14 protein-coding genes are annotated in these 14725 nt (G+C 70.9%); 3 read left to right on the forward strand and 11 right to left on the reverse strand.

Annotation, left to right across the window (positions count from 1 at the left end; genetic code table 11):
- Positions 1 to 21 precede the first annotated feature (21 nt).
- The gene (locus OG568_RS23345) at positions 22 to 2547 is read right to left on the reverse strand and encodes an ATP-dependent Clp protease ATP-binding subunit (RefSeq protein ID WP_054237510.1); all 2526 of its coding nucleotides are present in this window, start codon (positions 2545 to 2547) and stop codon (positions 22 to 24) included.
- 430 nt (positions 2548 to 2977) lie between these two features.
- Here OG568_RS23345 and OG568_RS23350 point away from each other — a divergent pair, with 430 nt between their 5' ends.
- Positions 2978 to 3694 carry an SCO3374 family protein gene (locus tag OG568_RS23350; RefSeq protein WP_329532980.1) on the forward strand — a complete coding sequence of 239 codons (717 nt, stop codon included), beginning with the start codon at positions 2978 to 2980 and terminating at the stop codon, positions 3692 to 3694.
- A gap of 26 nt (positions 3695 to 3720) precedes the next feature.
- Here the strand turns inward: OG568_RS23350 and OG568_RS23355 are convergent, their stop codons facing one another.
- The 10 genes from OG568_RS23355 to OG568_RS23400 form a co-directional block, all read right to left on the reverse strand.
- Complete coding sequence (locus tag OG568_RS23355; RefSeq protein ID WP_266584564.1) at positions 3721 to 4056, reverse strand: histone-like nucleoid-structuring protein Lsr2; 336 nt, start codon at positions 4054 to 4056, stop codon at positions 3721 to 3723.
- 227 nt (positions 4057 to 4283) lie between these two features.
- Positions 4284 to 4829, reverse strand: coding sequence for an amino-acid N-acetyltransferase (locus tag OG568_RS23360; RefSeq protein ID WP_329532981.1), 546 nt, complete (start codon positions 4827 to 4829; stop codon positions 4284 to 4286).
- 9 nt (positions 4830 to 4838) lie between these two features.
- Complete coding sequence (locus OG568_RS23365) at positions 4839 to 5384, reverse strand: BlaI/MecI/CopY family transcriptional regulator (protein WP_329532982.1); 546 nt, start codon at positions 5382 to 5384, stop codon at positions 4839 to 4841.
- A gap of 126 nt (positions 5385 to 5510) precedes the next feature.
- A complete protein-coding gene (locus OG568_RS23370; protein ID WP_095853288.1) occupies positions 5511 to 5690 on the reverse strand; it encodes a hypothetical protein in 180 nt (59 codons plus the stop codon).
- A 13-nt stretch (positions 5691 to 5703) separates the two neighbouring features.
- On the reverse strand, positions 5704 to 6327 hold the full coding sequence (locus OG568_RS23375; protein WP_329536423.1) for a hypothetical protein: 624 nt from the start codon (positions 6325 to 6327) through the stop codon (positions 5704 to 5706).
- A gap of 244 nt (positions 6328 to 6571) precedes the next feature.
- Positions 6572 to 7369, reverse strand: a complete 798-nt coding sequence (locus tag OG568_RS23380) for a type III pantothenate kinase (protein WP_266437827.1) — start codon at positions 7367 to 7369, stop codon at positions 6572 to 6574.
- Positions 7370 to 7374: 5 nt separating this feature from the next.
- Entirely contained in the window at positions 7375 to 8385 is a 1011-nt protein-coding gene (gene nadC / locus OG568_RS23385) for a carboxylating nicotinate-nucleotide diphosphorylase (RefSeq protein WP_329532983.1), read from the reverse strand.
- Positions 8386 to 8390: 5 nt separating this feature from the next.
- Complete coding sequence (locus OG568_RS23390; protein WP_329532984.1) at positions 8391 to 10181, reverse strand: L-aspartate oxidase; 1791 nt, start codon at positions 10179 to 10181, stop codon at positions 8391 to 8393.
- Entirely contained in the window at positions 10178 to 11170 is a 993-nt protein-coding gene (gene panC / locus OG568_RS23395) for a pantoate--beta-alanine ligase (protein WP_329532985.1), read from the reverse strand. The genes OG568_RS23390 and panC overlap by 4 nt, the downstream gene beginning before the upstream one ends.
- Positions 11167 to 12099, reverse strand: a complete 933-nt coding sequence (locus tag OG568_RS23400; RefSeq protein ID WP_266627215.1) for a Rossmann-like and DUF2520 domain-containing protein — start codon at positions 12097 to 12099, stop codon at positions 11167 to 11169. Before OG568_RS23400 ends, panC begins: the two co-directional genes overlap by 4 nt.
- A 174-nt stretch (positions 12100 to 12273) precedes the next feature.
- Here OG568_RS23400 and OG568_RS23405 point away from each other — a divergent pair, with 174 nt between their 5' ends.
- The gene (locus OG568_RS23405; protein WP_329532986.1) at positions 12274 to 13470 is read left to right on the forward strand and encodes a threonine aldolase family protein; all 1197 of its coding nucleotides are present in this window, start codon (positions 12274 to 12276) and stop codon (positions 13468 to 13470) included.
- A 141-nt stretch (positions 13471 to 13611) separates the two neighbouring features.
- A complete protein-coding gene (locus OG568_RS23410; RefSeq protein ID WP_329532987.1) occupies positions 13612 to 14718 on the forward strand; it encodes a DUF5937 family protein in 1107 nt (368 codons plus the stop codon).
- Positions 14719 to 14725: the final 7 nt, after the last annotated feature.

Here is a 14725-nt window from a genome sequence, read left to right on the forward strand (position 1 = left end):
CGTTCAGGCGAGCGCCGAGCGCTACGCCTCCTTGCTCAGGTTGGGTCCTGCCCCACCCGCGGCCTGCTCGATCGGCGGAACGTCGGGCAGTGCCGACTTCTCCTCACCGCGGAAGGTGAAGGTCTTGGTGTCGCCCTCGCCCTCCGTGTCGACGACCACGATGTGACCGGGGCGCAGCTCGCCGAAGAGGATCTTCTCCGAGAGCGTGTCCTCGATCTCGCGCTGGATCGTGCGACGCAGCGGCCGCGCGCCCAGGACGGGGTCGTAACCCTTCTTGGACAGCAGTTCCTTGGCGGACTGGGAGAGCTCGATGCCCATGTCCCGGTCCTTGAGGCGCTCGTCCACCTTGCCGACCATCAGGTCGACGATCTTGAGGATGTCCTCCTGCGTCAGCTGCGGGAAGACGACCACGTCGTCGACGCGGTTGAGGAACTCGGGGCGGAAGTGCTGCTTGAGCTCGTCCGAGACCTTGTTCTTCATGCGCTCGTAGTTCGACTTCGTGTCACCCGTGGCCGCGAAGCCCAGGTTGAAGCCCTTCGAGATGTCCCGCGTGCCGAGGTTGGTCGTCATGATGATGACCGTGTTCTTGAAGTCCACGACCCGGCCCTGGGAGTCGGTCAGACGACCGTCCTCCAGGATCTGCAGCAGCGAGTTGAAGATGTCCGGGTGGGCCTTCTCGACCTCGTCGAAGAGGACGACGGAGAACGGCTTGCGGCGGACCTTCTCGGTCAGCTGACCGCCCTCTTCGTAGCCCACGTATCCGGGCGGGGAACCGAAGAGACGCGAGACCGTGTGCTTCTCGCTGAACTCCGACATGTCGAGGGAGATCAGCGCGTCCTCGTCACCGAAGAGGAACTCGGCGAGGGCCTTGGACAGCTCGGTCTTACCGACACCGGACGGGCCCGCGAAGATGAACGAACCACCCGGACGCTTCGGGTCCTTCAGACCGGCCCGCGTACGACGGATCGCCTTCGAGAGCGCCTTGACGGCGTCCTTCTGGCCGATGACCCGCTTGTGGAGCTCGTCCTCCATGCGCAGCAGACGCGAGGACTCCTCCTCGGTCAGCTTGAAGACGGGGATGCCGGTCGCGGTCGCGAGGACCTCGGCGATCAGCTCGCCGTCGACCTCGGCGACGACGTCCATGTCGCCGGCCTTCCACTCCTTCTCGCGCTTGGCCTTCGCCGCCAGCAGCTGCTTCTCCTTGTCACGGAGAGAGGCCGCCTTCTCGAAGTCCTGGGAGTCGATGGCCGACTCCTTGTCGCGGCGGACGCCCGCGATCTTCTCGTCGAACTCACGGAGGTCCGGCGGCGCGGTCATCCGGCGGATACGCATCCGGGAACCGGCCTCGTCGATCAGGTCGATCGCCTTGTCCGGCAGGAAGCGGTCCGAGATGTACCGGTCGGCCAGGGTCGCGGCCTGGACCAGTGCCTCGTCCGTGATGGAGACGCGGTGGTGTGCCTCGTAACGGTCGCGCAGGCCCTTGAGGATCTCGATCGTGTGGGGGAGGGAAGGCTCCGCCACCTGGATCGGCTGGAAGCGGCGCTCGAGGGCCGCGTCCTTCTCGAGGTGCTTGCGGTACTCGTCCAGAGTCGTCGCACCGATGGTCTGGAGCTCACCGCGGGCCAGCATCGGCTTCAGGATCGACGCCGCGTCGATGGCGCCCTCGGCGGCACCCGCACCCACGAGCGTGTGCAGCTCGTCGATGAACAGGATGATGTCGCCGCGGGTGCGGATCTCCTTGAGGACCTTCTTCAGACGCTCCTCGAAGTCACCGCGGTAGCGGGAACCGGCGACCAGCGCGCCCAGGTCGAGGGTGTAGAGGTGCTTGTCCTTGAGGGTCTCGGGCACCTCGCCCTTGACGATGGCTTGCGCCAGGCCCTCGACGACGGCGGTCTTGCCGACGCCGGGCTCGCCGATGAGGACCGGGTTGTTCTTGGTCCGGCGGGACAGCACCTGCATGACCCGCTCGATCTCCTTCTCGCGCCCGATGACCGGGTCGAGCTTGGACTCACGAGCGGCCTGGGTGAGGTTCCGGCCGAACTGATCGAGGACCAGGGACGTGGAGGGGGTGCCCTCGGCAGGACCGCCTGCGGTGGCGGTCTCCTTGCCCTGGTAGCCGGAGAGCAGCTGGATGACCTGCTGCCGCACCCGGTTGAGGTCTGCGCCCAGCTTGACCAGGACCTGGGCGGCGACGCCCTCGCCCTCTCGGATCAGGCCGAGCAGGATGTGCTCCGTGCCGATGTAGTTGTGGCCCAGCTGAAGGGCCTCGCGGAGCGACAGCTCCAGGACCTTCTTGGCACGGGGGGTGAAGGGGATGTGCCCGGACGGGGCCTGCTGCCCCTGCCCGATGATCTCCTCCACCTGCTGGCGGACCGCCTCGAGCGAAATCCCGAGGCTCTCCAGGGCCTTAGCGGCGACACCCTCACCCTCGTGGATCAGGCCCAGGAGGATGTGCTCGGTGCCGATGTAGTTGTGGTTGAGCATCCGGGCTTCTTCCTGAGCCAGGACGACAACCCGCCGCGCGCGGTCGGTGAACCTCTCGAACATCGTTAATCGCTCCTCAGAGCGGTCAGGCAGTAAGGGGACGCTCCCCTCCCTGTCCTTCCGCAGCTTAGTCCCGCAAGCGGGGACCGCTCATTCCAACTGCCGACACCGTCCTTGGCCTCCTGACCCCGAACGCCGACATCCTGTCCAACCTGATGGTGCGAGACGATGTTCCCGCAGGCCAGGCAGATACCCTCACCAGCTGTACGCCGATGGCGAACGTGAGATGCCTGAGCCATGCGTGTCGACCCTCCCACTAGGGATGTCTTACCCGTACGCACTGACACTCCATGCCGCGCGCACCGGTTCCCTCCGCTATGGGCGAACACCCTTGCGCCACCGATCGCCCTCACGAGCCCCTTGTTCCGATACTCTGCGCACATAATGAAACACCCAGCGTAACTCTGGAGCCCTTCCGACGGTTGCTCCTGACATGCTTCCCACTGTCCCCCTCCCTCGCCGCCCGCTCCACCCGAGCGACTCGGTGCGGCAGTGGTATGAGAACGAACTCGGCTGGGCGACAGTGCCCGGTTCACCGTTACGACTGGCCTCCGGCCTGCGCTTCGACGTCCTGGACATCCCCGCGGAGGCGGGCGTCAAGGCCCTGCGACACCTGGGTCCGGCCTCTCCGGTGGCACTGCACAGGAGCCGATCGGCACCGCGTGAGGTTCCGGCGGCTCGGCGGGAGGATCCAGCGGCTCGGCGTGAGGTTCCGGCGGCTCGGCGGGAAAAGTGGCCGGCTCGGTACGGGGCGCGGATGTGGCTGCTGGTGGCCGCGGGAAGCGCGGAGGAACTGCCGGGGCTGCTCGACTGGCTGGAGTGGGGCGCTCTCGCGCTCGATCTCACGGCGATCGGCGCGGGCGGGAGCATCGAGGCTCCGCTGCCGCCGGGGGTGCCCGAGGGGCCACTCACCGCGGACGGCGCCGGGGCCGGGACGGATGGGCCCGGCGGGGCCGGTCCACAGGGGGCCGCCGTCTGGTTGCGGCCCCCCGAGCCGGGGTGCGAGGTGGAACCCTCGTTGCCGACTCTGTCGGCCGTGGGGGGCGATGGGGGCGCCCCCGATCTCGTACGCCTCGTGGACACGGTGGCGACGCAGTGCCACCGGGTCCGGCTGCGACGCGCGTGCGCCCAGCCGCCGGCCTACTCGTAGACCTCGGCTGGGCCATGGGCCTCGACTCAGCCGTTGGCCTTCTCGTAGGCCTCGCGAATGGAAGCCGGAACGCGGCCACGGTCGTTGACCTCGTAACCGTTCTCCTTCGCCCACGCGCGGATCTGTGCGGTGTCCTGGCTGCCGCCGGAAGCGACACGCGCCTTTCCACGCCCCCCCGAAGCGCGGCCTCCGGTACGACGACCACCCTTCACGTAGGCCTCGAGAAGGCCACGGAGCTTGTCCGCATTGGCGGTCGTGAGATCGATTTCGTACGTCTTGCCGTCCAGCGCGAACGTCACGGTCTCGTCCGCCTCGCCACCGTCGAGGTCGTCGACAAGAAGGACCTGAACCTTCTGTGCCACCGGATTTCCTTTCATCGATAACTTGAGGGTCGAGGGCCTGCGGCGTCTGCCGCTGTTTCACGTCCCCTGTTATATGCAGTACTGCAGTACGTCGGAAAGCAAACCGCTTTTGCTGGAAAAACACAAACCCCTGGGTGAGACTCGGGGTCCGCTGGCAGACCGGAAACGTGCGCGTTTCGGACATAGGGAACGCGGGCAAGGCGGTCGGGCGGAATAGTCGCCGGCGATCACAGATGCAGAAGCATCCGGCTGTTGCCCAAGGTGTTCGGTTTCACTCGTTCGAGACCGAGGAACTCTGCCACGCCCTCGTCATAGGAACGCAGCAGCTCGGCGTAGACATCCCTGTCGACAGGCGTCTCGCCGATCTCCACGAAGCCGTGCTTCGCGAAGAAGTCGACTTCGAAGGTCAGACAGAAAACCCGGCGAACGCCGAGCCAGCGGGCGGTCTGCAGCAACTTCTCCAGCAACTGATGACCGACGCCGACGCCCTTGACCGAGGGGTTCACCGCGAGAGTGCGCACTTCCGCGAGGTCTTCCCACATGACGTGCAGCGCACCGCAGCCGACCACCTCGGCGTTGTCGTCGCGTTCCGCGACCCAGAACTCCTGGATGTCCTCGTAAAGCGTCACCGTCGCTTTGTCGAGCAGGATGCCACGGCGGACGTTCGCGTCGAGGAGGCGGCGCACGGCCGGGACATCACCGGTCCTGGCCCGCCGGACGGTGACGGCTTTCGCGGTGCCTTCGGGACGCGGTGCTGGATGCTCTGCTGGCATGTCCGGACGCTATCGCCCGGTGCCGCCCGGGTCCGAGTCGGGGTTCTCGCCCGACTCCTTACCCGGCGTCTCACCCGACGCCGCATCAGGCTTCTCATCAGGCTTCTCGACGGACTTCTCGACACGCTTCTCGTCGGCGACGTCCGGGGTTACACGTGTTTCGCCGCCACCCGCGCCTTGTTCGGGGCCTTCTTCAGGCCCTTGCACGATCCGTACGGCATCCCGCAGCGCGCGCCGCTGTTCCTCGCTCATCATGCCGAAGAAGGCGACGAGAGCGGCGGCGGGGTTGTCGCTCTGGGACCACGCGTCGTTCATCAGTGCGGCCGAGTAGGCGGCACGCGTGGAGACCGCCTCATATCGATAGGCCCGGCCTTCCGCCTCCCGGCGCACCCAGCCCTTCTGATGGAGATTGTCCAAAACGGTCATCACCGTGGTGTACGCGATGGACCGTTCCTGTTGAAGGTCTTCCAGGACTTCTCGAACGGTCACCGGGCGGTTCCACTTCCACACCCGCGTCATGACCGCGTCTTCGAGTTCTCCCAATGGGCGAGGCACAGTTCAGAACAATAGTGGGAGATCAGTGACAAAAAGGGCGTACGACTCGAAAAACGTATGAGAACGCATGAGTCGTACGCCGATGAGCACCCCCGACCGGGACGCGGGCCGCGTCGGTCGGGGAGGTCAGGCCTTGATGTCGGGGGAGGCCTGGCGGGCGCTCTCCGCGCGCGCGAGCGCGGCGTCGACGACCGCGTCCTCCTTCGACTTGTTGGCCCCGCCCTGGGTCTTCACGATCGTCACGATCAACCCGATGAAGAACACGGCCATCACTACAGGGGGCACCAGCGCGGAGACGTAGTCCATGCCCCCAGAGTAGCTAGCCCGCGGCGAGCTGCTGCGGCGGGTTCGCCGGTGGCGGCGCCGGCTTTCGCTTCGGCGGGAAGACCTCGCCCGGGGTCGGGATCGGACGGTCCGGACGCGGGCTCCTGGCCGGGGACTGCGGCCGCGGCTCGGTGGCGGGACTGCCCGCGGGCTTCTTCGCGGGTTCCTCCGCGGCCGAGGTCGCGGCCAGGCCGCCGGGGAGAGCCGTCAGGCGGGTACGGGACGCCGGGACCGTGGGCGTGGGGCCGTGGCCCGCGAGGCGGGTACGGACGTCCTGCTCGGCGTGGGGGCGGCAGCGGTCCAGGAGGGCGGCGGCAGTGGGGTTGCCGCGCAGCGCCCGGAGCGCGGCGAGGTCGTCGGGGTCGGGACGGTAGCCCGAGCCGAGGGCCTCCTCCAGGAGGACGAGGTAGCCGGCGGCGGTACCGGGCAGGGCGGTCCGGTACCGGGCGAGGTCGGCCAGCAGGAAGGCCCTGAGCCTGGCTCCCTCGCGGGTCGCCTCGTCGACGGACTCGGCGAGGCGGAGGCAGTCCTGGACGTCTTCGGCCGAGGCGGGGGCGGGGTGGAGGGCGAGGGCGAGAGCGCGACGGAGCACACGCAGCTCCTGCGCTCCGAACGCCATGCCGCCGCGGGATCCGTAGGGCGTGGGCATGCGGCGACGATACGCGCTAATCAGACAAAATCCGCATAGCGCCTGCGCGTGTCCCTCCGGGGGTCGGCGGGGGGGTCGACCGCGGGCCGGTGGACCCGACGGCGCCCCCGACGGGGCTCCGCCCCGAACCCCGATCCACCCGATCCACCCGATCCCTTCGCCTGCGGGGCGGTGGGGTTGCTCGCGCAGTTCCCCGCGCCCCTGACGGCTGGGGTCAGGTGCGGGACACGTTGCGTTCGTAGACCAGGCGCAGCCCGATCAGCGTGAGCCACGGCTCGTGTTCGTCGATGACGGAGGACTCGCCGAGAACCATCGGAGCCAGGCCACCCGTGGCGATGACGGTGACGTCGTCGGGATCCTCGGTGAGCTCGCGGACCATCCGGTTGACGACCCCGTCCACCTGGCCCGCGAACCCGTAGATGATGCCGGACTGCATCGCCTCGACGGTGTTCTTGCCGATGACCGCCCGCGGCCGGGCCAGCTCGATCTTGCGCAGCTGCGCCCCCCGCACCCCGAGCGCCTCGACGGAGATCTCGATGCCGGGCGCGATGACACCGCCCGTGTACTCCCCGCGCGCGGAGACCGCGTCGAAGGTGGTCGCCGTACCGAAGTCGACGACGATGGCCGGTCCCCCGTAGAGCTCGACGGCCGCCACCGCGTTGATGATGCGGTCGGCGCCCACCTCCTTGGGGTTGTCCATCAGGATCGGTACGCCGGTCTTGATGCCGGGTTCCACCAGCACAGCGGGGACATCGCCGTAGTAGCGGCGGGTCACCTCGCGCAGCTCGTGCAGTACGGACGGGACTGTCGAGCAGATCGCGATGCCGTCGATGCCGTCGCCCAGTTCCTCGCCGAGCAGTGGATGCATGCCCATCAGGCCCTGGAGGAGCACGGCGAGCTCGTCGGCCGTGCGGCGGGCGTCCGTGGAGATGCGCCAGTGCTCGACGATCTCCTCGCCGTCGAAGAGACCGAGGACGGTGTGCGTGTTGCCGACATCGATGGTGAGCAGCATGAGTCCTACTCCGCCTCGTCCGTCGAGGCCTGGTCCGTCGATGCCTCGCGCAGGTCCAGGCCGATGTCCAGGATCGGCGAGGAGTGGGTCAGCGCGCCCACTGCCAGGAAGTCGACGCCGGTCTTCGCGTACACCCCGGCGCCCGCGAGGGTGAGCCGCCCCGAGGCCTCGAGAAGGGCCCGGCCCTCCACGATGGCCACCGCCTCCTCGCACTCGACGGGCGTGAAGTTGTCGAGAAGGATCAGGTCGGCCCCCGCGTCCACGACCTCGCGCAGCTGGTGCAGCGTGTCGACCTCGACCTCGATCGGCACCTCCGGGAAGGCCTCGCGGACGGCCTCGAAGGCCTGGGCGACGCCTCCGGCGGCGACCACGTGGTTGTCCTTGACCAGTGCCGCGTCCGACAACGACATGCGGTGGTTGACGCCGCCGCCCATGCGCACGGCGAACTTCTCCAGGGCGCGCAAGCCCGGCGTCGTCTTGCGGGTGTCGCGCACGCGGGTGCTGGTGCCCTCCAGGGCGTCCGCCCACGCGCGCGTGGTGGTCGCGATGCCGGACAGCCGGCACAGCAGGTTCAGCGCGCTGCGCTCGGCGGTGAGGAGGTCGCGGGTGCGGGTGGTGACGCTGAGGAGCTTCTGGCCCGCCTCGACCCGGTCGCCGTCCTCGACGTGCCGCTCCACCTCGAACTCGTCGGTGCAGACCACGGAGATGACCGCCTCGGCCACCCGCAGGCCCGCGACGACGCCCGCGTCACGGGCGACGAAGTCGGCGGTGGAGACGGCGTCCTCGGGGATGGTCGCGACGGTCGTCACGTCCACGCCGTGGTCGAGGTCCTCCTGGATGGCGACGTTCGCGATGTCCTCGACCTCCAGGGGGTCGAGCCCGGCGTCGGCGAGGAGCTGGGCGAGCGCGGGGTCGAGGCCGCACTCCATGTAGGTGTCGTCGTCCGCTTCGGCGCCGCAGCCGCAGCCGTCGCCGCAGCCGCCGCTCTGGGCGAGGGGAAGGTCGGGGGTGCTCACTGCTGTCACTGCTCCTGAAGGCGCTGGGGCACGGGGGTCCCCCCGGGTCGGGGGGAGCCGGGGGTTTCCGGGAGGGTCGGGGGGAAGTCTGCGGTGTCCGTGGTGTGTACGGTCAACGTGCGGTCCGGATTCAGCCGTACGACGATGTGGCGGCGCCAGTCGGCGTCGTCGCGGTCGGCGTGGTCCTCGCGCCAGTGGCAGCCACGAGTCTCCTCGCGCAGGCGCGCGGCCGCGACCAGGACCCGGGCCACGCACAGGAGGTTGGTGGCCTCCCAGGTGTCGACTCCGGGCTCGGAGGTCTTGCCGTTCTCGTCGAGGGCGTCACGGGCGTCGGCGTGGAGCTGCTGGAGCCGGCCGGTGGCGGTCTCGAGGGACTCGGCGGAGCGCAGCACACCGGCTCCCTCCGTCATGATCCGCTGGATCGCGAACCGGGCCTCGGGGGCGAGCAGGGGGTGCGCGGGCTTCTCGGGGTGCGGGACCGGGACGGGCACACGCGCGTGGAGGCCGTCTTCCGAGCGGCTGAGCGTGATGTCGGCGGCGATGCGCTCGGCGTAGACGAGGCCTTCCAGGAGCGAGTTGGAGGCGAGTCGGTTGGCGCCGTGGACGCCGGTGCAGGCGACTTCGCCGCATGCGTAGAGGCCGGGCACCGTGGTGCGGCCGCGGGCGTCCGTACGGACGCCTCCGGAGGCGTAGTGGGCGGCCGGGGCGACCGGGACGGGCTCGGTGACCGGGTCGATGCCGTGGGCGCGGCAGGCGGCGAGGATGGTCGGGAAGCGGTGCGCCCACATGTCGGCGCCGAAGTGCAGGGCGTCGAGGTACATGTGCTCGGCGTCCTGCTCCTGCATGCGCCGCATGATGCCCTTGGCGACAATGTCCCGGGGCGCGAGTTCGGCCAGCTCGTGCTGGCCGACCATGAAGCGCACGCCGTCCGCGTCGACCAGGTGGGCGCCCTCGCCGCGTACCGCCTCCGACACCAGCGGCTGCTGGCCCTCGGCGTCCGGGCCGAGGAACAGCACGGTCGGGTGGAACTGGACGAATTCGAGGTCGCTGACCTCGGCGCCGGCGCGCAGGGCGAGTGCCACCCCGTCGCCCGTGGAGACCGACGGGTTGGTGGTCGCGGAGAAGACCTGGCCCATGCCGCCGGTGGCGAGGACCACGGCGGGGGCGTGGACGGCCCCCACGCCGTCGTGCTGGCCCTCTCCCATGACGTGGAGGGTCACACCCGCGGTGCGGCCGTCGGAGTCCGTGAGGAGGTCCAGGACGAGCGCGTTCTCGACCGTGCGCAGGCCACGCGCGCGTACCGCCTCGACGAGCGCCCGGGAGATCTCGGCGCCGGTCGCGTCGCCGCCGGCGTGCGCGATGCGGCGGCGGTGGTGACCGCCCTCGCGGGTGAGTGCCAGCTCGCCTTCGGTGGACTCGTCGAAGTGGGCGCCGGTCTCGATCAGGCGGCGTACGGCGTCGGGGCCCTCGGTGACGAGGATGCGTACGGCGTCCTCGTCACACAGGCCCGCGCCAGCCACCAGGGTGTCGTCGAGGTGCTGCTCGGGGGTGTCGCCGTCGCCGAGGGCCGCGGCGATGCCGCCCTGTGCCCAGCGCGTGGAGCCGTCGTCGAGGCGGGCCTTGGTGACGACGACGGTCTTCAGGCCCGCCGCCTCGCAGCGCAGCGCCGCGGTGAGGCCCGCGACGCCGGAGCCGACGACCACCACGTCCGCGGTGAGGGCCCAGCCGGGGGCGGGCGCGTGCAGTCGTATCCCAGTGTCCGTGGGTGTACCTGTACCTGTGCCTGTGCCGGTCACGAGGCGGCTCCGAAGGTGAGGGGGAGGTTGTCGATCAGGCGGGTCGTCCCGACCCGGGCGGCGACGGCGAGGACCGCCTCGCCGGTGAAGTCGTCCTCGATCTCGGTGAAGTCGGACGGGTCGACCAGCGCCAGATAGTCCAGGGCCAGTGGCGGCTGGAGGCGGGCGGCCTCGTCCAGGACGAGGCGGGCGGCGGCGCGGACGGCGAAGGGGCCGCCGGGTACGGCCTTGGCGACGGCGTGCGCGTCGGCGGCGGCGCGGGATTCGCCGATCGCGCTGAGCGCCTCGGCACGCGCGCGCGTGGCGGGCACTTCGCGGGCCCGGGCGCGCAGGGCCTCCTGGGCGGCGTGCCGGTCGCGGCCCGCGAAGAGGGCCTGGGAGAGGGCGAGCGCGGTGCGCCGCTCCTCGGGCGAGAGGTAGCGGTTGCGGCTGGAGAGGGCGAGCCCGTCCTCCTCGCGCACGGTGGGCACGCCGACGATCTCCACGCCGAAGTTCAGGTCGCGCACCATCCGGCGGATCAGGGCGAGCTGCTGGGCGTCCTTCTGCCCGAAGAGCGCCGCGTCGGGCCGGGTGAGGTGCAGCAGCTTGGCGACGACGGTGAGCATGCCGTCGAAGTGGCCGGGGCGCACGGCGCCCTCCAGGCGCGCACCCATGGGGCCCGCGGAGAGGCGGACCTGGGGCTCGCCGCCGGGGTAGACCTCGTCCACGGAGGGGGCGAACACCGCGTCCGCACCCGCCTCCTCGGCGATCTTGAGGTCGGCGTCGAGGGTGCGCGGGTAGCGGTCGAGGTCCTCGCCCTCGCCGAACTGGAGCGGGTTCACGAAGACCGTGACGACGACTTCGCCCTCGGGTCCGGCGATCTCGCGGGCGGCGCGGATCAGCGTGGCGTGCCCCTCGTGCAGGGCGCCCATGGTCATCACGACGGCCCGGCGGCCGCGGCGTACACGCGCGTGCAGCTCGTCGGCGGTACGCAGCAGGGTGGTGGTCATCGGTCGCTCCCGTCGTCGGGCAGGGTCGCGCCGTCGGCGAGTACCCCGAGGAGGTCCTCGGCGAGTTCCGGCTTCAGCAGTCCGTGGGCCAGCGCCCGGTCGGCGGTCGCGCGGGCCATCGCGAGATAGCCGGCGACGGTTCCCGGGGCGTGCTTGCGCAGTTCGGCCACGTGCGCGGCGACCGTGCCCGCGTCCCCGCGCGCGACGGGCCCGGTGAGGGCGGCGTCGCCCGACCTGAGGGCGTTGTCGAGGGCGGCGCCGAGCAGCGGGCCGAGCATCCGGTCGGGGGCCTCCACGCCGGCGGTGCGCAGCAGTTCCATGGACTCGGCGACCAGGGTCACCAGGTGGTTGGCGCCGAGCGCGAGAGCCGCGTGGTAGAGCGGGCGGGACTCCTCGGCGATCCACTCGGGCTCGCCGCCCATCTCGATGACCAGGGCCTCGGCGGCCAGGCGCAGCTGTTCGGGCGCGGTGACCCCGAAGGAGCATCCGGCGAGCCGCTGCACGTCCACCGGGGTGCCGGTGAACGTCATGGCGGGGTGCAGCGCGAGCGGGAGGGCGCCCGCCCTGAGCGCCGGGTCGAGCACTCGCGCGCCGTACCGCCCGGAGGTGTGCACCAGCAGTTGTCCGGGCCGGATGGCGCCCGTCTCGGCGAGCCCCTCGACGAGCCCGGGCAGGGCGTCGTCCGGGACGGTCAGCAGGACCAGGTCGGAGCGCTCCATGACCTGCGCCGGGGAGAGCAGCGGCACGTCGGGCAGGAGCAGCGCGGCGCGCCGCCTGGAGGCGTCGGAGACCCCGGAGACGGCCACCGGACGGTGCCCGGCGAGCTGGAGGGCCGCGGCGAGGGCGGGGCCGACACGGCCCGCGCCGACAACGCCGACGGTGAGCCGCGCGGGGCGGTCCTTGGGGTCTGGCTGGGGGAATGTACTCACTCGACGGCGGCCTTCCGTTCCAGTCCGCTCGGGGTACCGGACGATTTCTCGTCATGTTAACGCGATTGGTTCGAGCGCCGTTTTCGTTGTCCACAGGCTGTGGGTTTCCGCAGGTCGCGGGGGGTGGGGAAAACGAGGGTGCCGAGGCGGGGCGGCGCGCGGCATCATCCGGGGATGAGCGATACGGCGGAAGCGACGGCGGGACAGGACCCGGAGAGTGCGGGCCAGGACCCGCACGAGGCGGCCGAGCGGCTGCGGGAGCGGCGGGGTGCCGCGCTGCGGGCGGCCCGGCGCCAGCTGTGGCGGCCCAGCCACCTGGACACGGTGCGGACACGGCTGGCCTGGCTGAACGACGGCGCCGAAGGCGCGTACGACCTCGACCGCCCCGTCGACCTGTACGGCGGCCAGATCGTCGAGACCCTGGAGGAGCGGGTCGCGGGCCTGCTCGGCAAGGAGGCGGCCGCCTTCTTCCCCACCGGCACCATGGCCCAGCAGGTCGCCCTGCGCTGCTGGGCGGGCCGCACCGGGAATTCGACCGTCGCGCTTCATGCGCTCGGCCACCCCGAGGTCCATGAACGGCATGCGTTCAGCCAGGTCAGCGGCCTGCGCCCGGTGCGGGTGACCGACGAGCCCCGGCTTCCCACCGCCGAGGAGGTACGGGATTTCGAGGAGCCTTTCGGGGCGCTGCTGCTCGAACTGCCTCTCAGGGACGCCGGTTTTGTACTGCCCTCCTGGGAGGAGCTGTCCGGGGTCGTGGAGGCCGCCCGGGACCGTGACGCGGTGGTCCACTTCGACGGCGCCCGCCTGTGGGAGTGCACGACGCACTTCGGCCGCCCCCTGGACGAGATCGCGGGCCTCGCGGACAGCGTGTACGTGTCGTTCTACAAGTCGCTCGAAGGCTTCGGCGGGGCGGCGATCGCGGGCCCGAAGACGCTGATCGACGAGGCGAAGACCTGGCGGCACCGGTACGGCGGCATGATCCTCCAGCAGTTCCCCACCGTCCTCGCCGCGCTCATCGGCCTGGAGCGGGAGCTGCCCCGGTTGCCGGAGTACGTGGCCCACGCGCGCGTGGTCGCCGCCGCTCTGCGCGAGGGGTTCACGGAGGCCAAGGTCCCCTGGGCGCGCGTCCACCCTGTGGAGCCGCACACCCATCAGTTCCAGGTCTGGCTGCCGTACGACCCCGATGTCCTCACGGACGCGGCGCTGCGGCAGACCGAGGAGACGAAGACCTCGCTCTTCTCCCAGAGCTGGATGCGGGGCGGTCCGGGGCTCGCGCTCACCGAGGTCACGGTGGCGGCGCCCGGCCTGGAGTGGACGGCGCAGGACGTACGGGCCGCCGTCCGGGAGTTCGTCGAGCGACTGCCCGGCTGACGCCGCGCGAAGACCGGGTTCGGGCTGTGACCCCGGATCGCGACCGCCTTCCGCGGCTGTCGCCCCGCTTGGCCGCCGCCCCGATTGACGGTCTCCGTCAATCGGGGCGGCGTTGTCGGTGGCGGAGTGCACCATGAGGTCATGAGCGTGCGCATCGACGTCACCGGGCTGCGGCAGGAGCGGATCTCCGTCGTGCCGTCGCCCCTGGCCGAGCTCTGCATGGCGCTGCACGCGCTGTCCGAGCCGGGTCACCACCCCGGGCTGCAGGGCTGGGCGACCGGCGTGACAGCCCGGCTCGACTCGCATCTCGCGGACCGGATGTGCGAGGCCGACTTCCTGTGGCGGACGACGTTCTCGGACCTGTTCCTGCCGTACGCGGGGATTCCCGGCGGGACCACGCTCCCGGGCGCCACGCTCGCCGAGGAGCTGGACCTGCTGGACAAGCTGACCGACGAGCAGTTCGTGGACGCCGCCCTGGAGTTCACCTGCGCGCTTCCGTACGCGGCGCCGGGCCGGGACACGCTCTCCGACCCCGAGTTGCAGCGGCGCGCGCTGGAGCTGGCCGCCGCGCGCGGACCCCAGCAGGTGCGGTTCAGCAAGCGGCTGCTGGACGATCCGCCGCAGATCCGGGCATGGCTGCGGCAGTTCCTGGAGGACTGCGACGAGGCCTTCTTCGCCGAGACCTGGTCCCGGCTGCGCCACCAGCTCGCGGCGGACGCCCGCCACAAGACGGACCTGCTGCGGCACAAGGGCCTGGCCGAGGCCGTGGCCTCGGTGTCCCCGGCGGTGACGCTGGACGAGACCGGCCGGACGATCACGGTCGACAAGCTGGGCGAGGGCCAGACGGCCACCGGGGAGGGCGGGCTCCTCCTCGTGCCGACCAGTCTCGGCTGGCCGCACCTGATGGTGCTGCACCGCTACGGCTGGCAGCCGGTGCTGCACTACCCGGTCGGTTCCCCGGAGCTCGCGGCACCGTTCTCGCTGGAGCAGCTGACCCTGCGGATGACCGCCCTGTCCCATCCGGTCCGGATGCGGATCTGCCGCAGCCTGGCCCGCAGCGCGTTCACCACGGGCGAGCTGGCGCAGCTGAACGGGATGACGGCCCCGGAGATATCCCGGCACCTGGGCGTGCTCAAGAAGGCGGGCCTGATCACCACGAGGCGCCGCGGGCGGTACGTGCTGCACCAGCTGGACGTCAGTGTCGTGGCCCGGCTGGGCAGCGACTTCCTGGAGGGCATCCTGCGCTGAGCCCGGC

Origin of the sequence: Streptomyces sp. NBC_01450, from assembly GCF_036227505.1 — a bacterium.
Lineage (GTDB): Bacteria > Actinomycetota > Actinomycetes > Streptomycetales > Streptomycetaceae > Streptomyces.

Coding starts and splice junctions, on each gene's coding strand:
- OG568_RS23345 (WP_054237510.1), bottom strand. CDS start 2,547: ATGTTCGAGAGGTTCACCGACCGCGCGCGGCGGGTTGTCGTCCTGGCT.
- OG568_RS23350 (WP_329532980.1), top strand. CDS start 2,978: ATGCTTCCCACTGTCCCCCTCCCTCGCCGCCCGCTCCACCCGAGCGAC.
- OG568_RS23360 (WP_329532981.1), bottom strand. CDS start 4,829: ATGCCAGCAGAGCATCCAGCACCGCGTCCCGAAGGCACCGCGAAAGCC.
- OG568_RS23370 (WP_095853288.1), bottom strand. CDS start 5,690: ATGGACTACGTCTCCGCGCTGGTGCCCCCTGTAGTGATGGCCGTGTTC.
- OG568_RS23375 (WP_329536423.1), bottom strand. CDS start 6,327: ATGGCGTTCGGAGCGCAGGAGCTGCGTGTGCTCCGTCGCGCTCTCGCC.
- OG568_RS23380 (WP_266437827.1), bottom strand. CDS start 7,369: ATGCTGCTCACCATCGATGTCGGCAACACGCACACCGTCCTCGGTCTC.
- panC (WP_329532985.1), bottom strand. CDS start 11,170: ATGACCACCACCCTGCTGCGTACCGCCGACGAGCTGCACGCGCGTGTA.
- OG568_RS23405 (WP_329532986.1), top strand. CDS start 12,274: ATGAGCGATACGGCGGAAGCGACGGCGGGACAGGACCCGGAGAGTGCG.
- OG568_RS23410 (WP_329532987.1), top strand. CDS start 13,612: ATGAGCGTGCGCATCGACGTCACCGGGCTGCGGCAGGAGCGGATCTCC.